Origin of the sequence: Ruegeria sp. HKCCD6604, from assembly GCF_013110635.1 — a bacterium.
Classification (GTDB): Bacteria; Pseudomonadota; Alphaproteobacteria; order Rhodobacterales; family Rhodobacteraceae; genus Ruegeria.
Genome location: NZ_WVQW01000001.1, coordinates 670,445 through 691,821, shown reverse-complemented (window position 1 = coordinate 691,821; position 21,377 = coordinate 670,445). Strand labels below are relative to the sequence as shown.

Here is a 21,377-nt window from a genome sequence, read left to right as displayed (position 1 = left end):
AGACAACATGGACAAACCCTTTGGTGTTCCGGATATGCGACCGGTCGATACCGCCATGCTGCGTACGGCATTGCAGCGCGCCTGGGCCGACTTTCGCCGCGCACCGCTGTTCGGACTTATTTTTGCGGGGTTTTACGTACTGTCCGGGTGGGCGATGGCATGGGTGACAATTCAGACCGGAACAACCTTTTGGCTGGTGCTGGCGGCCATCGGGTTTCCGCTGATCGGCCCGTTTGCCGCCGTTGGTCTGTACGAGGTATCGCACAGGCTGGAACAAGGCGAGCCGCTCGATTTTGGCGCGATCTTCGGGGTCGTGATGCAGCAAAGCCGCCGACAATTGCCCTCGATCTGCGCGATCATAGTTGTCGTGTTTCTTTTCTGGTTTTTTCTGGGCCACATGATTTTTGCCCTGTTCATGGGGTTGGCGACGATGACCAACGTGTCGACCTCGCTTGAGGTGTTTCTGACATTGAATGGCCTGACAATGCTGGCCGTCGGCACGGCCGTCGGGGCGGTTTTTGCAACCGTTCTGTACATGATCACCGTTCTGTCGATCCCTCTGCTGCTGGACCGCGAGCTGGATTTCGTAACGGCCATGATCACCAGTTTTACTTACGTGTCAGAGAACTTTCCTGTGATGCTGGCTTGGGGTGCCTTCATCGCGGTGCTGACATTTCTGGCGATGGTGCCCTGGTTTCTGGGGTTGCTGGTGGTTCTGCCGTTGCTGGGACATGCCAGTTGGCATTTGTACCGGCAGATCACGCAGAATGATGAAGAGGAAACACCAACCTGAGACGGTAGGTTACAGGTTCTGAGCCACATTGTTCGTCGACAATCGCGCAGCAGCAAAGATGGCCGTCGAGTCGTGCCCAAGGTATTTCAGCACAACGGGTTCGGGCGTTGTCGCATTTGTCGGGCTGATGACCGACCCACGCCAATGAACTGCCGTTCCTGTAGGGTCCGGAGAGATCAGATAGACCCGGCTGTTGTGACCTTCCCGCTGGGAGGTGAGCATATAGACAGTGTCACCGCTTGCGGCCGCTATCCCCTGTATCTCCCGCGCCTTCGGGGGTGCCTCGGGCATTGCTGCTCGCGACACGTAGCCACGGATCAACGTACATTGGGCCAAGGGTCGGGCGTGCAGCAGGGTCATCCGGTGTTCAGCCGACAGGCTTTCGATCACCGCGTAGAACCCGGGGGAAAACGGGGACTTCTCGATCGCATCCGCACCCGAGCCCAGAAACTCTGTCAGGGCCGGAGTTGCAGGGTGTTCTTCGATCTTCTCGATCTCGTCCAGCGGTTTCAGAAGAATGCGGGCATCGACATCGAAAAACCTGCATATACGGTCCAGCACATCCGGTCTGGGAACGCTTTCACCGGAAAGATATCTGTTGAACTGGGTACGGTTTACGCCAAGTTGTCGGCACAGCGCCGAGATCGAGCGATATCGCTTCGCCAATTGCCGAAGGTTCGCACCAAACATTGCGCGAATCTCAGCCGGACTACGAATATCGTCAGTCATGGGTGCCCACGTCTTGCTTAGTTTCCGGAAGAAACCATCGTCGCACGGAAGCCGAAGCCCTGTGCATTTTTAAAATCGTACAGAATGACCCCAAGCAACGTATCCCCACGTCGCGTTGCAGCTTCGAGGCTAACGCCCTCATGTGTAAAGGCAATAGGCTTTATCTGAAAATGCCTGATCTTTTTCGGGAAAAGCCGACCTTATGGCAATTATGGCGCATTCAGATCGCAAGAGTTGAATTTGAAAGGACCAGCCACCCTAAAAAGTGTTCCCGCCTTGGCTGCAAGACAAGTGCCAAGGCGGGACAGTTCGATCAATCGCCGCGCAGCAGGGCCGCCACGCCGGTACGCGCGATTTCCATCAGGCCCAGCGGGCGCATCAGGTCGGCAAATGCGTCGATCTTGTCGGGCGCACCGGTGATTTCGAAGATGAAGGAATTGAGTGTGCTGTCGACAACATTGGCGCGGAAGATATCGGCCAGTCGCAGGGCTTCGACCCGTTTATCGCCTTCGCCGACAACCTTGATGATCGCCAGTTCACGCTCGACCGAGGCGCCCTCGACCGTCAGATCATGCACATCACGCACCGAGACAATCCTGCCAAGCTGCGCCTTGATCTGTTCGATGACTTGGGGCGTGCCGGTGGTGACGATGGTGATGCGGCTCAGGTGGCCGGTATGATCAACCTCGGCCACCGTAAGGCTTTCGATGTTGTAACCACGACCCGAGAAAAGGCCGATGACACGGGCCAGCACTCCGGGCTCGTTTTCGACCAGAACCGCGATGGTATGGCGTTCCTGAACGTCCGAGAAGGTGGGCCGTAGGTTATAGGCCGAATGGCGGGTAGAGCCTTTTTTGATATGTAGGGCAGACATTTACGTCCCTTTCATCATCCTTGACAGGTTGGGCGCAGCGCGGCGCTCAACCAAATCCGTCGAATTTCGTTAAACCAGAACCGAGCCTTTGCTATCGATCACGCCTTGCGTTTCCGCCTCGCCCAACAGCATCTCGTTATGGGCCTTGCCCGACGGGATCATGGGGAAGCAGTTTTCGTGCTTTTCGACCAGACAATCAAAGATCACCGGACCGTCGTAATTGATCATCTCCATGATCGCGTCATCCAGATCGGCGGGGTCGGAACACAGGATACCTTTGGCGCCAAAGGCCTCAGCCAGTTTTACGAAATCGGGCAGGGCCTCGGACCAGGAATGTGAATAGCGCTCGCCATGCAGCAGCTCCTGCCACTGACGGACCATGCCGAGGCGTTCGTTGTTCAGGATGAACTGTTTCACCGGCAGGCGGTACTGAACGGCGGTGCCCATTTCCTGCATGTTCATCAGCCAGCTGGCCTCGCCGGCGACATTGATCACCAGAGCATCCGGATGCGCCATCTGCACGCCGATCGAGGCGGGGAACCCATAACCCATCGTGCCCAGACCACCCGATGTCATCCAGCGGTTGGGGTCTTCGAACCCAAGGTACTGCGCCGCCCACATCTGGTGCTGACCCACCTCGGTGGTGATGTAGCGATCATGCTTTTTTGTCAGTTCTTCAAGGCGTTGCAGCGCGTATTGCGGTTTGATCGACTTTTCGCTGTTGGTGAAGGCCAGGCAGTTGATCTTGCGCCACTCGGCGATCTGGTTCTGCCATTGTTTGACATTCGCGGCGTCCGTCTTGCGGCCGCGCGACTTCCAGATCTTCAGAATATCCTCGAGCACATGCGCCACATCGCCGACGATCGGGATGTCCACCCGGATGACCTTGTTGATCGAGGACGGGTCGATGTCGATATGCGCTTTTTTCGAGTTCGGCGAAAACGCATCGATACGCCCGGTGATCCGGTCATCGAACCGCGCACCGATATTGATCATCAGATCGCAATCATGCATCGCCATATTGGCCTCATAAAGGCCGTGCATGCCGAGCATTCCCAACCAATTTTCGCCCGAGGCAGGATAGGCGCCAAGTCCCATCAGGGTTGAGGTGATCGGAAAGCCCGTTGCATCCACCAGTTCACGCAGCAACTGGCTGGCCGCGGGGCCGGAATTGATAACGCCACCGCCGGTATAGAAGATCGGTTTCTTTGCGGTTTCCATCGCGGCAACCAGTTCGGTGATCTCTTCCAGATCTCCTTTCATCGCGGGTTGGTAATGCGAGGTCGAAGGTTTCGGGCTGGCATATTCGCCCGACGCGAACTGCACATCCTTCGGGATGTCGATCAGCACCGGGCCGGGGCGGCCCGAGGTGGCGACATGGAATGCCTCGTGCAGGGTTTCAGCCAGCGAGTCCGTGTCCTTCACCAGCCAGTTATGCTTGGTGCAGGGGCGGGTGATGCCTACAGTGTCGGCCTCCTGAAACGCATCCGATCCGATCATGAAGGTCGGGACTTGCCCGGTCAGAACGACGATCGGGATCGAATCCAGCAACGCATCGGTCAGACCGGTGACAGCATTGGTGGCACCGGGGCCGGAGGTGACAAGCGCGACGCCCGGTTTTCCCGTCGATCGGGCATAGCCTTCGGCGGCGTGGATCGCGCCCTGTTCGTGACGCACCAGAATGTGGCGAATGTCGTTTTGCAGAAAGATCTCATCATAGATCGGTAGCACGGCGCCACCGGGGTATCCGAATACCGTGTCCACGCCCTGATCCTTGAGGGCCTGAACCACCATCTTTGCGCCGGTCATCTCACGTGTCATCTGCTTTGCTCCGTTCGCGACATGTGTCTTGCGTTCGACAAAAAAAAGCCCCCGATTTTTCGGAGGCGCATGGGTTCGATTATGGTTTACCGTTACCGGCCCATGCGCGTGGTTCCTACGATTACGACTAGCGTTCTCATCGCCAGAGGCTCCTTTTTGCTTGGAGGCGACATTATGGTCGGGGGGAAGGGGCGTCAACAGGCAATTGCACCAATTTTCTATCTCAGCGGCGGTATTTTGCGACATTTTATTGCGCAGATTGCCGCATGTCGGGAATTTCCGGGAATTCGACGTGAAAATTGGCCGTTTTGTGTGCGGATAAGGCGGTCTGAAAGCGTCAGGCCGATGTCCGAAACGGGCATGATCATTACTTTTTTCTGCGCCACGCTGAACGTGCAGGGGGCAAAACCCGGAGGCTTGAAATGTTGCAGGACCTGGTTGATCTTGGCCGCTATCCAATCGATCGTCCGGATTCACCGGCTTATGATCGGCTGATCGAGGATTTGAGACGCGAGTTGGAACAGGATGGATGTGCCGTTCTGCCGGGTTTCGTGCACGAAGCAGGGGTCAAGCTTCTGGTGCAAGAAGCCGAGGGGGTAGCGCCCAAGGCGCACCGGTCCTTCAACAGAACCAACGCCTATTTCACGAAGGACGACCCAAGGCTTGGCATCGCTCATCCGATCCGCCGGTTCTATGATCGTTCGAACGCCTTTGTTCCGGCCGACAATCTTTCGAAATCCGGCCCGCTGCGGCGCATATACGAGTTCGACGGCTTTCTTCCCTTTGTCCGCGATGCCCTGAATGAACCCGAAGACCGCTTTTTCCGCTACGATGACCCATTGGCGGACGTGATCATCAATGTCGTGGAAGAAGGGCAGGGCTTTCCCTGGCATTTCGACACCAACAACTACACCGTGACGCTGGCCATCCAGAACGGAGAGACGGGCGGCGCGTTCGAGTATGTGCCCAACCTGCGGACGGCGGAAAATGAAAACTTTGATCTGGTGGCCTCGGTTCTCGATGGGAACATGGGGCGGGTTCGCCGGCTGGATCTGCGGCCGGGGGATTTGCAGATTTTCAAGGGCCGGTATTCACTGCACCGGGTCGCTCCGGTTAGAGGCAAGCGCCGTCGCTATGTCGGCATCTTTTCCTTTGTCGAGGCTGAAGGCATGTGTGGCGGTGTGGAACGGACGCAGCAATTGTATGGCCGCGTTTTGCCGCATCACTACAAGCGCGCGGGGCTGCGAAAGGATCAATTGCTGGATTGAGTGTTCAACCTCGGTACTATGCATCTGATTGATGTCCGGAGAGTCAGATGCCCAAGGTTTTGCAGCTTACACCATTTGTGTTGTGCTCGTCCCTGAAGGACCAGATCGACTTCTATTGTGATCGCCTTGGGTTCACCTGTGGGTTCATGCAAGACAATTATGCCTTTTTGAAACGTGGTCCTGTTGCGATCCGCCTTTTGGAGTGCCCACCCCGGGATGACGGCAAGCCATTGGGTGAAGAACACTCCTTCTATATCGATGTTGAAGACATTGATGGGCTTTATGACAGCCTGCGCGACCGATTGGCCGATCTGCCCGAAGGCCGTGTCAGGCCGCCGTTCAATCAGCCCTATAATCAGCGTGAATTCCACGTTCTGGATGAAGACGGGACATTGGTTTTTTTCGGAGAAGGTCTTTGACCCGGCGGGTAGCGCTCCCGCCCATCGTCAACACGCTTGCGGCGCCTATTCTATGGTTGGGCCGGGCAGCGCTGCGCGCGCGTGCAGATCAGAAACCGACACCAGTCCCTTGCAGCACGCCATGTTCCAGAGCGTAGCGTGTCAGCCCGGCGGTTGAGGATATGCCGAGTTTGCGTTTGATATTCTTGCGGTGCGTTTCGACCGTCCGCACGGAAATATCCAGCGTTTGCGCAACTTCCTTGTTGGATTTGCCCTGCGCCAGTTCCAGCAGAATGGTCTGTTCACGTCCGGTCAGCGCTTCGCGCACGTTGTTGCCCTTGGGCTTGAGCGATCCGCTGGCGCCGGTGCACAGATACTGTTCACCCCGCATCACCGCATCAATGGCCTGCTTGATCTCTTCAGTGGGAACGTCCTTGAGCACGTAACCTTTGGCACCGTGGCTGAGCGCGGTCGAGATATATTCCGGGCTGTCATGCATCGACAGGATCAGGATGCGCGTTTCCGGCAATCGCTCCAGGATGATTTCCGTGGCGCTGAGACCGCCGAGGCCGGGCATGTTCAGATCCATCAGGATCACATCCGGGGCAAGGTCAACAGCTTGATCCACTGCCGCCTGTCCGCTGCCAAGCGTACCGACAACTTGGATCTCATCATAGCTTTCAAGGATGGACTGGATGCCCTCGGCCACCATTGGATGGTCGTCGACGATAAGAACTCGGATGCTTTCGGCGCTCATGTGCCGGCCTTTCGGTTCGGAGTTGCGTCTTCCTGCGGCGGCAGAAGGTGGCTCAGCGGCAGGCTGACTTCGATGACAGTGCCGCCGCGCGGTCCGCGTGATGACAGAATGCGCAGGGACCCGTCAAGCTGTTCGATGCGCTCTTGCATGTTGCGCAACCCGATCCCGGTGCTGGGGGTGCTGGGATCGGTCCGCATGCCCCGGCCATTGTCAGTGATCCGCATGGTTGCACCTTTCTTGTGCCCGCGCAGGTCTATCGTAACATGCGTGGCGCCAGAGTGGCGCTCGATATTGGTCAGCGCCTCTTGCGCGATGCGATACAGGGCAATCTTGCTGTCTTGATCCAGCCGGTTGCGGAACACCACGGTCGAGAATTCCGTCTCGATCCCGGTGCGGTCCCGGAAATCGTCGGTCAGAGCTTTCAGCGCTGGCCCAAGGCCCAGATCGTCCAGTACGCCGGGGCGCAGGTCGCGACTGATGCGGCGGACCTCGGTGATGGCGGTGCCAAGATGGTCAATCCCTTTGTCCAGCGGATCGCGTGCGCCCGCGTCATCGCCGCGCGACAGGCGGCGCCGCGCGTTGTCCAGCGCATAGCGTACACCGACCAGAATCTGGCTGATGCCGTCATGCAGTTCGCGGGCAACGCGGCCTCGTTCCTCTTCCTGGGCATCGAAGACGCGCTGGGTCAGTTCCTTCAGCTTGGCGTCCGCAAGTCTGCGCTCGCGGATGTTCAGCAACATGCCGGATGCAAAGACGATGAGCACCGCCGCCACAACGATCGCGCCGATATACATGAAGGTGCGCTGAACGCGGGCCTCGACCTCGGCCCTGGCGTTGGCGACCGTTGCAACGATGTCGTCGATGAAGACTCCGGTTCCCACGACCCAGCGCCAGTCCTGAAGCCCGACGACATAGGCGATCATCTGTGCTTCCTCTCCGGTCGAGGGCTTTTGCCACATGAAGCTGTGCCAACCAGCCCCCTGGCGGGCGAGGCGGATGAACTCGTCAACGATCGGAGTGCCGTCGCTGTCCGTCAGCCCTTCCCAGTTTCGGTTGATGAACTGCGTCTGGCGGGGGCTGACCAGATTGTTGCCGTCATAATCGTAGACAAAGAAGAACCCATCCTGGCCATAGATCATTGCCGACAGGATTTGGGACACGAGGTTTTTCGCGACCTCGTCATCAGGCTCGGCCCGGCCGTAGATATAGGCGAACCCGTTGCGCGCCTGTGTCACGTAGTTGCGCAACTCTTCCTTCTTGGCTTCGACCAGGCTGCGTTCCAGCGCTTCGATCTCACGCTCGGCGGTCGCGCGCGCCTCGTATGCCACAAGCACGGCAATTGCCGCCACGGCCACGACCAGCGGGATTGCGGCAACCAGTGACAATTTCTGCGCATAGGTCAGCGAGACCAGATGTCGGAGTCTTTGCATGGACGAATCGATACGCAAGCGGCGGCGAAAATGCAAAAAGAATGGGCTTTGTTCGGGGAATACAGAGATTATCGTCGGGGAAGACGTGCTTTATGGTCTGATTTCTTGCTGGAAATCGCAAAGAATCCGATTCTCTACGCAGTAGTAGGTATTCCCTTTCAGTTCGGTCACATTAGGCTGACGCGCACTGAATGCGACAGGTCCGGTTCTGCCGGACCGTGACTATGAAGGGGAGGAACACTCATATGGATCGTCGTTCATTTCTGAAAAAATCCGCGCTGGGCGGTTCGGCAGCTGCAGCGACAGCATTGGCGGCACCGGCTTATGCTCAGGGCCAGCGTACCCTGACCATGGTGACCTCGTGGGGTCGTGGTCTGGCGGGCGTGTTTGACAGCGCGCAGCGTTGTGCCGACAGCATCAACGCCATGTCCGATGGCAGCCTGAATGTTGAAATCAAGGCGGCAGGCGAACTGGTTGGTGCCTTCGAAGTATTTGACGCGGTGTCGTCGGGTCAGGCGGATATGTATCATGCCGCTGACTATTACTTTGTGGGTCAGCACCCGGGTTATGCGTTCTTCACAGCCGTTCCGTTCGGCATGACTGCACAGGAACTGGTGAACTGGTACTATCATGACGGCGGTATGGAGCTGCATGACGAGCTGGGCGAAATCTTTGGCCTGAAGTCCTTCCTGGCCGGCAACACCGGTGCGCAGGCGGGTGGCTGGTACTCGAAAGAGATCAACAGCCCCGAAGACTTCAACGGTCTGAAGTTCCGTATGCCGGGTCTGGGCGGCAAGGCGCTGGGTAAGCTGGGCGCATCCGTACAGAACATTCCGGGGTCGGAAGTGTATCAGGCGCTGTCGTCCGGCGCGATCGACGGTACCGAGTGGATCGGTCCATGGGCCGACGAAAAGGCCGGCTTCCAGGAAATCACCAAGACCTACTACACTGCGGGCTTCCACGAGCCGGGCGCAGGTCTGTCGCTGGCAACCAACCGCGACGTGTTCAATGAACTGACCCCGGCACAGCAGAAGATCATCGAGATCGCTGCCGCCGAAGCGCACCAGTGGAACCTGGCACAGTTCCTGGCCAACAACGGCGCAGCGCTGCAGCGCCTGCAGGCGGGCGGCGTCAAGGTTCTGGAATTCCCGGACAGTGTCTGGGACGCGTTTGGTCAGGCCAGCCAGGAAGTTCTGGACGAGAACATGGGCGATGAGCTGTTCAAGAAGATCCACGACAGCGCGATGACGTCGATGGCAGCATCGTCTGCTTGGAACAACCTGTCGTCGGGTGTTTACACCGCTCAGCGCGACCGTGTTCGCGGCTAAGCCATTCTGATCCAAGAAAAACCGGTTCCCCCGCGGCGCGGGGGAGCCTTTCCCGTTGCGCTAAGGGGTTTGGGCAAGCAACAATAATCCCATGCACAACTGAGACGACCTGGGGACAACATGCAGGACGAAAACGGTATCTCGTTCTTCGGCGCCCTGTGGAATGGACTGGTCTGGTTCATTCAGAACATTGCCGAAGCCTTCTATAATTTCGGATACGCCATCACGCATCCGCAACTCTGGCTGGACTGGTCCGACAAGGCGTCGATCATGCGCTTTGTCTATTACGGCGGTTCGGTCGAGTTCTTCTTTGTGGTGTTCACATTCTTTCTGGTTCTGACGGCCATCGGGCTGTACTACCGGAACTTCATGTGGGCCATCGTGCGGGGCCTTGAGGGGTTCGCCAACACCACCGGGCGCTTCTTTGCCTGGGCGGGCCTTTTGATGGTGATCCAGCAGATCGTGATCGTTTTCATGCAGCGGGTCTTTACACGACCCGATATGTCCTTTGGTTTGGGTATCCCGTTCCAGATGGATATCAGTTGGTTCGCGGAAGAACTGAAGCTGTATAATGCGATGGTCGTGTGCCTGTGCTGTACCTACACATTCGTGCAGGGTGGGCATGTGCGCGTTGACCTCATCTATGCCGGCATCAGCCACCGTGCCAAACGGGTGGTTGATATGTGCGGTGCGGTTTTGTTCATGATGCCCATGGCGGTGCTGACCTGGATGTATGGCTGGTACTTCATGTGGCGACACCTGATCGTGCCGAAGCCTTCGGCCAGTGACACGCTGGACCGGCTGGTGGCCAAGTCCCGCGCCCTGCGCTGGAACGTGGAAACCATCGGGTTCAGTCCCAACGGGTTCAATGGATACTTCCTGTTCAAGATTTTGCTGGTGGCTTTTGCCGCGATGGTGTTCTTGCACGCAATCGCATTCCTGTACCGCTCGTATCTTGAGTATGTGGAAGGGCCGGAAAGCACTGGAAAATACCTCGACAAGGACAGCCTTGGTGAGGGCGAAGAAGCCTATGAAGGCGCACATTAGGGACGGAGACCAAGACAATGCTATTCGGACTTGATGGCGTCGAGATAGGCCTCATTATCGTATTCTTCTGCCTCTTTGGGGGCATCCTTTCCGGCTTCCCGGTGGCCTTTGCCATCGGTGGCGCCGGGGTGATTTCCTTCGGGATCATTGCCGCACTGGACAGCGCCGGGTTGTTGGTCCACCAGGCAATCGACACAGGCTCACAAGCCTATCGGGATCTCGTGAATTCCGGGGTCAAAGCGGATGTCATTTCCGTGTTCCGATACCCGGAGTTACCGAGGATCGCCGAGCCGGTTTTTGTGCAAGGTTGGGAAACCGCGCTGGACCGCAACGTGTCGTTCATCGTCAATCGCATGAACGAACGTGTTCTGGCCGGTCAGTCCATCGAAACATTGCTGGCCGTGCTGATGTTCGTTCTGATGGGGATCACGCTGGAACGCTCGAAAATCGCGAACGACCTGCTGACGACGATGGCGCGCGTCTTTGGACCGCTGCCGGGTGGTCTGGCCGTGTCCATCGTGGTTGTGGGGGCATTTCTTGCGGCCTCTACCGGCATCGTTGGCGCGACCGTGGTGACCATGGGCCTGCTGGCGCTGCCAACCATGTTGCGGAACAATTACTCGCCGGAACTCGCAACGGGTGTGATCGCGGCCTCGGGTACGCTGGGGCAGATTATTCCGCCCTCGATCGTGATCGTTCTGCTTGGCACATTGGCGGGCGATTTGTACTCGACAGCGCAGGAGACGCGGGCAGTTGAGGCGGGATGTACCGATGCGCTGACCTATTTGGGAGAGCCGGCGGTTGTCTCGGTCGGCACCTTGTTCCAGGCGGCTCTTTTGCCGGGGATCCTTCTGGCTTTGCTTTATGCGTTGTATGCGTTTGGTTATGCATTGCTGAATCCTCATAAGGCACCTGCCGTGGCGCTGTCAGGCGGGTCGGGTGAGCCAATCACCCGGTCCGAAGGTTTGACTTGGCTGCTGGGCGCACCGGTTGCGCTGATTGTCGGCACCGTGTTGCTGGGCAATGTCGGCCTGATCGGCAGCCAGAACATTTCGGTCTCGGCTTTCTCGGACATCGGACAGGGCGCATCGTTGCGTACCAACGTGTCGGAAGAATGCAAGGTATCGATGATCGATCTGCATGGTCAGGCCGCCTGGGATCAGGCCGTCGCCGAGCAGGAAGCCATTGATGCCGCTGGCGGTGCAGCTGAGTCTCAGCGCCTGACCGAAGAAGAACTGGCCGCCGCACAACAGGAAATGATTGCATCAGCCGCACCAATTGGCACGGGTGTCGCGATCACGGTCGTGCTGTTGGGCCTCACTCTGGTTCTGGGTCGTGGCATCGCGCCCTCGCGTGCGCCACAGCCGCTTATCGTTGGTGCGATTGGTCTGCTGCTTATGGTGTTGGTCGATATCTTGCTGATTTCGCCCACAACATCTTCAGGGGCGACGTTCCTGTTGCTCGCGTTGCCATTTGCGCTGGCCATGTATGGTTGCAAGGAAGCCGCAGCGCGATGTGCGACCAATGACCTGATCCGCGTGGTCTTCCCGCCACTGGTTCTGATCATCGCGGTTCTGGGATCGATCCTGGGTGGTGTGACCAACCCGACACCGGCAGCTGCGCTGGGGGCGGGTGGCGCGATCATGCTGGCGGCCTATCGTAAGCTGCAGGATCAGGGGCGATCGGGCAAGGTGATCATCTGGTCGACCTTTGCCGTGATCATCGCCTTGCTGATGGGGGTCAACTTTGACCTGCGGGTCAATCAGGGCAATGTGACGTTGGAGACCTGGATCGCCTTCATCATCGCGTATGCAGCCTATCTGTATGCCTTGTTCGGGCTGCTGTTCGGGTGCTGGGTGCTGTATTCAAGCGGAGTTCTGACCCCGGTGGTGCGCGAGACGGCCAAGGTGACCTCGATGGTGTTTACCATCCTGATCGGATCCCAATTGCTGAACCTGGTGGTGATCTCGTTCGGAGGGGAGCACTATATCCAGCAATTCCTGAAGAGTTTTGACAACGAGTTCACGGTCTTCCTGATCGTGATGCTGGTGTTGTTCATTCTGGGCTTCGTGCTGGATTTCCTCGAGATCATCTACATCGTGATCCCGATCGTGGGGCCGGTGATCTATGGCGGGTCGTTCGACCCGAAATGGGTGACGATCATGGTGGCGGTGAACCTGCAAACATCCTTCCTGACACCACCGTTCGGGTTCGCGTTGTTCTACTTGCGAGGGGTTGCGCCGAAGGAAGTGACGACGGGCCATATCTATCGCGGGATCATTCCATTTGTTTTGATCCAGGTGGTAGGGATCGCAATTCTGTGGTTCTTCCCGGCGATTGTCACGATCGTACCGGACCTGATCCCGAACTGATCCGGATCATCAAAATGCAAAAGGGGGCCCGAAGGCCCTCTTTTTCTTGTTTGTTGCAGGGAAGGGGCCAGCCCCTTCTTGCCCTGCGGCCAATTCATCCCCGGGATATTTGGGGCCAGATGAAGAAGCGGATCAGGTGAATTGGATCAGATCCCAGCGGTTGCCATAAGGATCGCGCCAGACGGCGACTGTGCCATAGGATTCAAAGCGGGGAGTTTCTTCGAAATGGACCCCGTTGGCACGCATCTGTGTGTAGTCGCGTTGGAAATCATCGGTTTGAAGGAAAAAGCCCACACGGCCGCCGGTCTGGTTGCCGATGGCGGCGCGTTGCTCGGGCCCGTCGGCTTTGGCCAGAAGAAGGCCGCCGCCGTCTGAACCCGGCGGTGTGATCAGGACCCAGCGTTTTCCGCCCCCGAGATCGATGTCCTTCAAGAGCTGGAAGCCAAGTCTTTCCGTATAAAACGCAAGTGCGTCATTGTAATCCGGCACCACGAGGGTGACGGCGTGCAGGTTCTGTTTCATCGGATGGTCAGCCCTTGGTGGGGTGGCGGTCGGGAAGCTGGATATTGGCCACTTGCTCGGCAATCGGAGCGGTGGACAGGGGGTGCCGTGAGGAAGAGCAGAAGGTATCCGGATCTGTGATCTTTTGCCATTCGCCCTGAACATAGGCCTCAAGCCCAGAGAATTTTGCCTTGTAGCCCATCTTGGGGCTGCCGGGGACCCAATAGCCCAAGTAGATATAGGGCAGGCCAGCTTCGCGCGCGATCTCGATATGGTCCAGGATCATATAGGTGCCCAGAGAATTCTGAGGCTGCTTCGGATCGTAGAAAGAGTAGACCATGCTCAGCCCATCATCGAGCACATCGGTCAGGCTGACAGCGATCAGGTCGCCGGTCTCAGGATCTGCATATTCCACCACCCGGCTTCGAATCGGGGTTTCCTCGATCATTGCCGCAAATTCGAACACGTCCATGTCGGCCATGCCGCCATCGGCGTGCCGGGTGTCAAGATAGCGGCGGAACAGCTCATACTGCTCGTCCGTGGCCCAGGGCGATGTGGCGCGGCGTTGCAGAAATCCGTTGCGTTTCACCGCGCGTTTCTGGCTTTTTGTCGGGCGGAACGCCGAAACGTCGATCCGGGCGGACAGGCAGGCCGCGCAATCTGTGCAGGAAGGGCGGTAGAGTACATTCTGCGACCGGCGAAACCCCTGCTGCGACAGGGAATTGTTCAACTGTTCCGCACCTTCGCCCTGGAGCGCGGTGAACAGCTTACGCTCCATCCTGCCATCGAGATAGGGGCAGGGTTGCGGGGCCGTGACATAGAATTGTGGCGCAATTGGCAGCGTGTGTCGCATGAAGTTCCCAGATAGCCTCGGGAGGGATGATAGCAACCGTTCCCGAGGCCGCCAAGTGTTTCGCGCAACCGCGTGTCAGGCCCGTCGATTGATCATGACCGTGCCCAGAAAACTGTCGGTCAGACCCTGGCCGCGGGCGCTGGTCAACATCATGATCACCGAGATGATCTGGATCACCGCAAACGCCATGCTGACGAAATAGCCGGCAGTGTGGGCGATGGCCTTGCCCATATCCATTCGTTCTCCGAATGCGTCGCGCAATTCGATTCCCATGAACCGCATGCCCAGTGTAGCCGAGCCGTTGGTGATGGTTACTACGCGATAGACAAAGCTGATCACGGCATAGATCACTGCCAGAAAAAACAGACCGAGGCCTGCGCTCAACAGGATCGCCACCGTGCAGAGCAGCGAGATGAAGGCGATATCAAACAACCAAGCGACAAAGCGTTTGCTTGTCACCGAGTTGTAGAATTCTGGTTGGGTATCCGGGTCAGGCAGGTGGTTCATTCGTCAGGTCCGAAAAAAATGGGTCAGGGTACCCTGTCCCGGAATGCCGGGACAGGGCAAGGTCAATCAGGCGGGCTTGGCATTTCCGTCGTCTTCATGGTTCTCGCGGGCGCGTTCGTCCATGAACTCGTCGAATTCAGCCTTGTCCTTGGCCTCGCGCAGGCGGCGCAGGAATGCCTCAAAGTCCTGCTGTTCGCGTTCAAGGCGGGCCAGTGTATCTGCCTTGTAAGCGTCAAATGCGCTGTTGCCGGATGGTTTCATCGCGCTCATGTGGCTGTGCCAGGATTTGCGGCGGCTGCAGGATTTGCTGAACATGCGTTTGCTCCAGATCATGTAAGCCAGAAGGGCCAGGCCAACCGGCCAGAAGAAGATAAAACCAAGGACCATGGCGGCGATCCAGGCCCCTTTGCCTTTGTCATCCAGCCAGGCCTCGATTCGGTAAAGCCATCCCGGATTCGCGGGGACGGCGGGGTCGGACAATGCGGTCATTTGAGCTCTCCAGGGTTGATGTAAACTCTTTTCACATTGCTTAGATGGGGTCGTGGACGAGGGTTGCAAGGGCTCAATGTAAAAAAGATTTACATTCAGCAATTCGGTTGACGGTGAGCGCCATCAGCCGCAGGTTGCGGAAATGGATATGACAGAACACAAAACGGCACCTGCGCTGAGTGAGATTTTGAATTTGGAAAAGCAGGTCTGGATGGCGCTGGTCGAGGGCAACGCAAGCGCAGACCGGGCGTTGCTGAGCGCGGATTTTCTTGGGGTCTATCCGACAGGATTTGCCAATCGTGACGATCATGTCGGCCAATTTGCAGATGCTCCGACGATGGCCGAGTTCGAACTGAGCGACGAGAGATTGCGTGTTCTGACACCGGATATCGTCCTGCTGTCCTACAAGGCCGATTACCTGCGACCGGGTGCGACAACGCGCGAGGCGATGCTGATTTCGTCGTTATGGGAACGCAGAAACGACGTTTGGGTCAACAGTTTCAGTCAGGACACGCCGGTTCAGAACACCTGATCAGAATGCCTCATTGACGATCACGCGCCGCGATGCGCAGTTTGCGCCCATGACAGACGTTTTAGCCATTTCAAGACTTCCGCGCGCTTTCGATCCATCCCTGGGGGCCGAAGCGCGGGCCCTGATGCCTGATTTGCCGGCCGAGATGGCGGATTTGGTGGCGGGCACCGCCGGTTCCAGCCCCTATCTGAAAAGTATGATCGAACAAGAGAAGAGCTGGCTGCCCGAGGCCCTGATGCACCCGGATCAGGCATTGGCTGACGTCATGGCTGTTGTGCGTGATCTGCCGCCGGATCAGTTGAAACCCGGATTGCGGCAGGCCAAGCGGCGAATGGCTCTGCTTACGGCGTTGGCCGATATTGCAGGTGCATGGCCATTGGAGAAGGTCACGGCGGCCCTGACCGATTTCGGTGCGCTGGCCGCGGATGTTGCCGCCAAGGCCGAGATCGCAACATTGATCCGGCGCAAGAAGCTGCCGGGCATGACCGAGGATGATGTCGAAACCGCAGCCGGCCTGGTCATACTGGCGATGGGAAAGATGGGCGCGCATGAGCTGAACTACAGCTCGGATATCGATCTTATTGTCCTGTTTGATGAGACGCGCTTTGACCCCGATGACTTTTACGAGGCCCGGCAGGGCATGGTTCGGGCCACGCGCAACTTCTGTGCGACGTTGAGCGAGAAGACGGCGGATGGCTATGTGTTCCGAACGGATCTGAGGCTGCGCCCCGACCCGGCCGTGACACCGGTTTGCATGGCGATGGAGGCCGCCGAGCGGTATTACGAAAGCCTCGGTCGCACGTGGGAGCGTGCGGCTTACATCAAGGCGCGGCCCTGCGCCGGGGATCTGGATGCGGGGCAGCGTTTCCTTGACGGCTTGCGCCCCTTTGTCTGGCGCCGCCATCTGGACTTTGCCGCCATTCAGGACGCCCATGACATGCGCCTGCGCATCCGGGAAAACAAAGGGACGGGCGGGTCTTTGTCGATCCCCGGTCACGACATGAAACTGGGGCAGGGCGGTATCCGCGAGATCGAGTTTTTCACGCAAACCCGCCAGTTGATCGCGGGCGGGCGGGACGCTGACCTGCGGGTACGAGGCACGGTTCCCGGGCTGGCGGCGCTGGCGGCAAAAGGCTGGGTGCCACAGGATGTGGCGGACAAGCTGACCGATCATTACCGCGCGCACCGCGAAGTCGAACATCGCATCCAGATGATTCATGATGCCCAGACCCACAAGGTGCCGAACTCACCCGACGGGATCGAACGCGTCGCCTGCCTGATGGGTATCAGCAGTGCCGAGTTGACGCAGGACCTGAAAAACCGTCTGACCGAAGTGCATGAGCTGACCGAAGTGTTCTTTGCCCCCGGACCTGGTGCGGCGCCCGCCCATGTACAGGATGTGGAGTTCGACAAGAACGTTCTGGCTCGATGGACGACATATCCGGCCCTCAGGTCCCAGCGCGGCGCGCGGATTTTCGAACGTCTGCGCCCCGAGTTGCTGTCACGTCTGGCCAAAACCGCCAAGCCCGACGAAGCATTGTTGGCTTTGGACGGGTTCCTGGCGGGCCTGCCCGCCGGGGTGCAGCTGTTTTCGCTATTCGAGGCGAATCCGCAACTGATCGACTTGCTGATCGATATCGTCGGAACCTCGCATGCTCTGGCTTCGCACCTGTCCCGCAATGCGTCGGTGTTTGATGCGGTGATCGGGGGCAGTTTCTTTGCGGATTGGCCCGGGCAAAAGGCGTTGCAAGCGGAATTGACGCAGGCTTTGTCGGAAGAAACGGATTATGAAACCCAGCTTGATCTTGCCCGGCGCTGGTGCAAGGAGTGGCATTTCCGGGTCGGCGTGCATCACCTGCGCGGCCTGATCGACGGAAAGAAGGCAGGTCGGCAATATGCCGAGCTTGCGCAGTCGGTCATCGCGGCCATCCTGCCGCATGTCACCGAAAATTTCGCCCGCAAACACGGCCCTGCACCGGGGCGCGGCGCTGCCGTGCTTGGGATGGGGTCGCTGGGGGCAGGCCGGATCAACTCGCAATCCGATCTGGACATGATCGTCATCTACGATCCTTTGGATCAGGACATGTCTGACGGTCCGCGCCCTTTGGCCACGCGCACGTATTATGCGCGGTTCACGCAGGCCCTGATCACGGCATTGTCCGCGCCGATGTCGCAGGGACGCTTGTATGAGGTCGATATGCGATTGCGTCCCTCGGGCAATCAGGGGCCGGTTGCGACCAGTTGGGCCAGCTTTGTCAATTACCAGCGGAACGAAGCCTGGGTGTGGGAGCATCTGGCTCTGACCCGCGCGCATGTTGTTGCCGGGGACGCCGGACTGGCCGAGGAAATCGAAGCCTTCCGCACCGAGTTTCTGTCGCACCCGCGAGAGCAGGGGAAGGTTCTGCGCGAAGTGGCCGAGATGCGGTCACGTCTGGCCGCGGCCAAGGCACCCGCCGGCATCTGGGACGCCAAGAACGGCCCCGGCCGGCTGATGGATATCGAATTGATGGCCGAAACCGGTGCTTTGCTGGCAGGGTCCGCGCAGCGCGATGTCGCGTCGGGTCTGGATGGTGCTGTCGCAGCCGGGTTGCTGGATGTCGCGCAGGCGCAATCTCTGAAAGACTGCTATGACCTATTCTGGTCAGTGCAATGCGCCGCGCGGTTGCTGTCGGGCAAGACAATCGAAGCCGACAAGATCGGCGAAGGCGGTACTGCATTTTTGTGCCGCGCCACCGGGTTCGAACAGGTCGAGGCGTTGCAGGCGGCATTGCAGGAATGTTACACGACCGCGGCCGATCTGATCGGCGGCGTGATCAAGGGGGAAGAAGATGGCGCGCAGCAGTGATCCCAACGACCACAAAGGTCTGATCCGCGAAGCCTATCGAATCGACGGCATCACCCTGCCAGAGTGCCGCAGCATCTTTTTGGACTGGGCGCTGAGCCTTCCTGCGGATCGCGACCAGAACACGGCGCTGGCCGAGCTGCACGCGGGCTATGCCGAGCAGAACCCCGATCATCCGATGACACAGGTTCTGACCGAAGGCCTTCAGACGGCAAAGGCCCCAAAACGCCGCGGCGGTTGGCGATCCCGTAACCGCTAGGGCTTTCCCACCGGCGCGTTCAGGACTATGAGGGCGCCATGACCCAATCTGCCGACCGTCCCCGTATCCGCCTGAAACCCAAAGCCAATGCGCGCGGCCTGCGCCATGGTTTCCCCTGGGTCTACGCCAATGACATCGTCTCGGACCGCCGTACCAGAAAAATCCCCGCGGGCGCATTGGCGGTGCTCGAAGATGACAAACGGGCGCCCGTCGCGCTGGTCGCGGTCAACCCCGCGTCCAAGATCATGTGCCGGGTGCTGGACCGTGACATCGATGCGCAGCTTGACGCGACATGGTTCGAGAACCGTTTGCAGCGCGCCCTCGATCTGCGAGAAAGCCTGTTTGACACCCCATATTATCGCCTGATCCATGCCGAAGCGGACGGCTTCCCCGGCGTCATCATCGACCGCTTTGGCGAGGCCTGCGTCATTCAGCCCAACGCGGCCTGGGCTGAGGCGCATCTGGGCCTGCTGACCCAAGCTCTGGTCAAAGTCACTGGCGTGACCACGGTGCTGAAGAACGCCTCGGGCCGTACACGCGGGCTGGAGGGGTTGGACGACGTCAACCAAGTATTGCGCGGATCCGCGCCCGATGCGCCCCTGCCTGTGCCGATGAATGGCGCCACCTACATGGCGGATCTGACAGGCGGTCAGAAGACCGGGCTGTTTTACGACCAGCGCCCCAACCACGCCTTTGCCGCGCGCCTGGTTCATCCCGATGCGCAGGTGCTGGACGTGTTCAGCCATGTGGGCGGCTTCGGTCTGGCGATGCTTGCAGGTGGAGCGGGGCAGGCATTGTCCGTCGATGGCTCAGCCGCCGCGCTCGACCTCGCGAAACAAGGGGCCGAGGCGTCGGGCCTTGCTGAAAAGTTCCAGACCCGACAGGGCGACGCGTTCGAGGTTCTGACCCAATTGGGCGAAGAAGGCGCGCGATTTGACGTGGTGATCTGCGATCCGCCCGCGTTTGCACCGTCCAGACAAGCGCTGGATGCGGGGCTGCGCGCCTATGAACGTATCGCACGACTGGCGGCGCCTCTGGTCAAACCCGGTGGTTATCTGGGGCTGTGTTCATGTTCGCACGCGGCTGACCTGAGCCGGTTCCGCGATGCGTCCTCCCGTGGGATCGGGCGCGCCGGGCGTCAGGCGCAACTGATCCACACCGAGTTTGCGGGTCCGGATCACCCGCAACTGCCGCAACTGGCGGAAAGCGGCTACCTCAAAGCAGTGTTCTACCGCCTGTGAAGGCCGTTCTCGACACCTGCGTCATCTATCCCACGGTGATGCGCGAGATGCTGCTGGGCGCGGCCCGCCTTGGCCATTTCACTCCGATCTGGTCTGCCCGCATCCTCGAAGAATGGGCCCGCGCCGCGCGCAAGCTGGGCCCGACGGGCGAGGCGCAAGCCCGCGCCGAAATTGCCTTGGCGCAGGCGCAGTGGCCGCAGGCCGAACGCGCGCCGGTCCCGGGGTTGGAGCAGCGCCTCTGGCTGCCCGACGCAGCCGATATCCACGTCCTGGCGACGGCCATCACGGCCTCGGCTGACGTCATCGTCACCGTCAACGCCAAGGATTTCCCCAGAAATATTCTGGCAGAGGAGGGGCTCGACCGCCGAGATCCCGACGGCTTGCTGCATGGTCTCTGGCTATCGGACCCTGACGGCCTGGCGACCATCGCCGATCGCGTTCTGAGTGAAGCCATCCGCCTTTCCGGCCACCAATGGACCTTGCGGGCGCTGATGAAAAAGGCCCGCCTTCCACGCCTTGGCAAGGCGCTCACCCAATAGACTGGGGCCCCCTTCATCTGGCTAAAAATATCCCGGAGAGCGCGAGAGGCTGGCCTCTCGCTGCGCACCCTCAGCCACGCGCCCAACGCTGCTCAAGGGCCTCCAGTGCCGCAATGCGCTCACCCGTTTTCGGGTGGCTCATCAACCATGCCGGGGCAACGCCCGCCCGTTGCTGCGTCAGGTCTTCCAGCTTGTGAAACAAGGATTTCTGCGGCCCGATCCCGATTCCGGCCTTGGTCAGCAAGGCGGCGGCATATTCGTCTGCCTCATACTCATCCTGTCGTGACAGGCGCGAGGCCAGCAATGACGTCAAGGCATTCGCAATCATCGCTCCGATGAACGGAATAAACCGGTTCAGCACCATGATCAGCGCCGTCCGCATTGCGTTTTGACCTGAAAAATCAATCATCCGTCGCTTTGCATGACCCAAGGCAACGTGCCCCAACTCATGTGCGATCACGCTGGCCATCTCCTCGGCCGAAACCTCTCCGTTGCGGAATTTTCGGTAAAACCCGCGCGTGATGAAAATCCGACCGTCCGGAGCAGCCAGCCCGTTCACCGGGTCGATCTCGTAGATATAGACGGGGACCCGATCGATTTCCAAAGCTGCGGCCAGCCGGTCCGTCATCCGTTTCAGCACCGGGTCGGCCAGTTCGGTCGATTTTGCGTCCAGCTCACGATGGGTGCGCCAGACCGAAATACGGTACATCACGATGGCGTAGCCAATTGCCAGCAGGATCGGGGTCAATCGAAGCATGTCAAAGATATGGTCCGAACATGGGCATTGCGCAAGTCAC

21 protein-coding genes are annotated in these 21,377 nt (G+C 59.0%); 11 read left to right on the top strand and 10 right to left on the bottom strand.

Translation table 11 applies throughout. The annotated features are described in order from the left end of the window. Positions 1 to 7 precede the first annotated feature (7 nt). Positions 8 to 793, top strand: a complete 786-nt coding sequence (locus GS614_RS03450; protein ID WP_171725512.1) for a DUF2189 domain-containing protein — start codon at positions 8 to 10, stop codon at positions 791 to 793. 9 nt (positions 794 to 802) lie between these two features. On the opposite strand, the gene GS614_RS03445 is transcribed toward GS614_RS03450, so the two are convergent. The 3 genes from GS614_RS03445 to GS614_RS03435 all read right to left on the bottom strand — a co-directional run bounded on the left by GS614_RS03445 (position 803) and on the right by GS614_RS03435 (position 4,217). Then, positions 803 to 1,522, bottom strand: a complete 720-nt coding sequence (locus GS614_RS03445; RefSeq protein ID WP_171115460.1) for a helix-turn-helix domain-containing protein — start codon at positions 1,520 to 1,522, stop codon at positions 803 to 805. 313 nt (positions 1,523 to 1,835) lie between these two features. Beyond that, on the bottom strand, positions 1,836 to 2,396 hold the full coding sequence (ilvN, locus tag GS614_RS03440; protein WP_117868667.1) for an acetolactate synthase small subunit: 561 nt from the start codon (positions 2,394 to 2,396) through the stop codon (positions 1,836 to 1,838). A gap of 69 nt (positions 2,397 to 2,465) precedes the next feature. Next, on the bottom strand, positions 2,466 to 4,217 hold the full coding sequence (locus GS614_RS03435) for an acetolactate synthase 3 large subunit (protein WP_152458271.1): 1,752 nt from the start codon (positions 4,215 to 4,217) through the stop codon (positions 2,466 to 2,468). A 422-nt stretch (positions 4,218 to 4,639) separates the two neighbouring features. Between GS614_RS03435 and GS614_RS03425 the strand changes: the two genes are divergently transcribed. Then, positions 4,640 to 5,485, top strand: a complete 846-nt coding sequence (locus GS614_RS03425; RefSeq protein ID WP_171725511.1) for a hypothetical protein — start codon at positions 4,640 to 4,642, stop codon at positions 5,483 to 5,485. A 47-nt stretch (positions 5,486 to 5,532) separates the two neighbouring features. After that, the gene (locus GS614_RS03420) at positions 5,533 to 5,904 is read left to right on the top strand and encodes a VOC family protein (RefSeq protein WP_171725510.1); all 372 of its coding nucleotides are present in this window, start codon (positions 5,533 to 5,535) and stop codon (positions 5,902 to 5,904) included. An 88-nt stretch (positions 5,905 to 5,992) separates the two neighbouring features. Here the strand turns inward: GS614_RS03420 and GS614_RS03415 are convergent, their stop codons facing one another. Together GS614_RS03415 and GS614_RS03410 are read right to left on the bottom strand one after the other, a co-directional pair. Beyond that, positions 5,993 to 6,640 carry a response regulator transcription factor gene (locus GS614_RS03415; RefSeq protein WP_171115467.1) on the bottom strand — a complete coding sequence of 216 codons (648 nt, stop codon included), beginning with the start codon at positions 6,638 to 6,640 and terminating at the stop codon, positions 5,993 to 5,995. After that, entirely contained in the window at positions 6,637 to 8,070 is a 1,434-nt protein-coding gene (locus GS614_RS03410) for a cache domain-containing protein (protein ID WP_152458267.1), read from the bottom strand. Before GS614_RS03410 ends, GS614_RS03415 begins: the two co-directional genes overlap by 4 nt. 245 nt (positions 8,071 to 8,315) lie before the next feature. Between GS614_RS03410 and GS614_RS03405 the strand changes: the two genes are divergently transcribed. The 3 genes from GS614_RS03405 (at position 8,316) to GS614_RS03395 (ending at position 12,817) form a co-directional block, all read left to right on the top strand. Further along, a complete protein-coding gene (locus GS614_RS03405; protein ID WP_117868673.1) occupies positions 8,316 to 9,398 on the top strand; it encodes a TRAP transporter substrate-binding protein in 1,083 nt (360 codons plus the stop codon). A gap of 120 nt (positions 9,399 to 9,518) precedes the next feature. Next, a complete protein-coding gene (locus tag GS614_RS03400) occupies positions 9,519 to 10,445 on the top strand; it encodes a TRAP transporter small permease subunit (protein WP_171228130.1) in 927 nt (308 codons plus the stop codon). A gap of 17 nt (positions 10,446 to 10,462) precedes the next feature. Beyond that, positions 10,463 to 12,817, top strand: coding sequence for a TRAP transporter large permease subunit (locus GS614_RS03395; RefSeq protein WP_171231466.1), 2,355 nt, complete (start codon positions 10,463 to 10,465; stop codon positions 12,815 to 12,817). 132 nt (positions 12,818 to 12,949) lie between these two features. Here GS614_RS03395 and GS614_RS03390 read toward each other — a convergent pair whose 3' ends face one another. From GS614_RS03390 to GS614_RS03375, 4 genes are all read right to left on the bottom strand, one after another. Next, the gene (locus GS614_RS03390) at positions 12,950 to 13,339 is read right to left on the bottom strand and encodes a VOC family protein (protein ID WP_171167707.1); all 390 of its coding nucleotides are present in this window, start codon (positions 13,337 to 13,339) and stop codon (positions 12,950 to 12,952) included. A gap of 7 nt (positions 13,340 to 13,346) precedes the next feature. Beyond that, positions 13,347 to 14,171 (bottom strand): arginyltransferase, encoded by an 825-nt coding sequence (locus GS614_RS03385; RefSeq protein WP_171725509.1) that lies wholly within the window; start codon positions 14,169 to 14,171, stop codon positions 13,347 to 13,349. Between the two features lie 75 nt (positions 14,172 to 14,246). Beyond that, a complete protein-coding gene (locus GS614_RS03380) occupies positions 14,247 to 14,678 on the bottom strand; it encodes an RDD family protein (protein WP_171115477.1) in 432 nt (143 codons plus the stop codon). A 66-nt stretch (positions 14,679 to 14,744) separates the two neighbouring features. Next, positions 14,745 to 15,167: a DUF2852 domain-containing protein gene (locus GS614_RS03375; RefSeq protein ID WP_171115479.1), complete on the bottom strand. Its 423-nt coding sequence runs from the start codon at positions 15,165 to 15,167 to the stop codon at positions 14,745 to 14,747. 148 nt (positions 15,168 to 15,315) lie between these two features. On the opposite strand from GS614_RS03375, the gene GS614_RS03370 reads away from it, so the two are divergent. The 5 genes from GS614_RS03370 to GS614_RS03350 are packed head-to-tail and all read left to right on the top strand — an operon-like array spanning position 15,316 to position 20,580. Next, entirely contained in the window at positions 15,316 to 15,699 is a 384-nt protein-coding gene (locus GS614_RS03370; RefSeq protein ID WP_216601085.1) for a nuclear transport factor 2 family protein, read from the top strand. Between the two features lie 49 nt (positions 15,700 to 15,748). Continuing rightward, positions 15,749 to 18,544 (top strand): glutamine-synthetase adenylyltransferase, encoded by a 2,796-nt coding sequence (locus GS614_RS03365; protein ID WP_171725507.1) that lies wholly within the window; start codon positions 15,749 to 15,751, stop codon positions 18,542 to 18,544. After that, positions 18,528 to 18,800, top strand: a complete 273-nt coding sequence (locus GS614_RS03360; RefSeq protein WP_152458258.1) for a hypothetical protein — start codon at positions 18,528 to 18,530, stop codon at positions 18,798 to 18,800. Before GS614_RS03365 ends, GS614_RS03360 begins: the two co-directional genes overlap by 17 nt. 38 nt (positions 18,801 to 18,838) lie before the next feature. Further along, complete coding sequence (locus GS614_RS03355) at positions 18,839 to 20,041, top strand: RSP_2647 family RNA methyltransferase (RefSeq protein ID WP_171725506.1); 1,203 nt, start codon at positions 18,839 to 18,841, stop codon at positions 20,039 to 20,041. Then, positions 20,038 to 20,580: an RSP_2648 family PIN domain-containing protein gene (locus GS614_RS03350; RefSeq protein ID WP_171167719.1), complete on the top strand. Its 543-nt coding sequence runs from the start codon at positions 20,038 to 20,040 to the stop codon at positions 20,578 to 20,580. Before GS614_RS03355 ends, GS614_RS03350 begins: the two co-directional genes overlap by 4 nt. Before the next feature lie 70 nt (positions 20,581 to 20,650). On the opposite strand, the gene GS614_RS03345 is transcribed toward GS614_RS03350, so the two are convergent. Then, positions 20,651 to 21,337 (bottom strand): M48 family metallopeptidase, encoded by a 687-nt coding sequence (locus GS614_RS03345; RefSeq protein ID WP_152458255.1) that lies wholly within the window; start codon positions 21,335 to 21,337, stop codon positions 20,651 to 20,653. Positions 21,338 to 21,377: the final 40 nt, after the last annotated feature.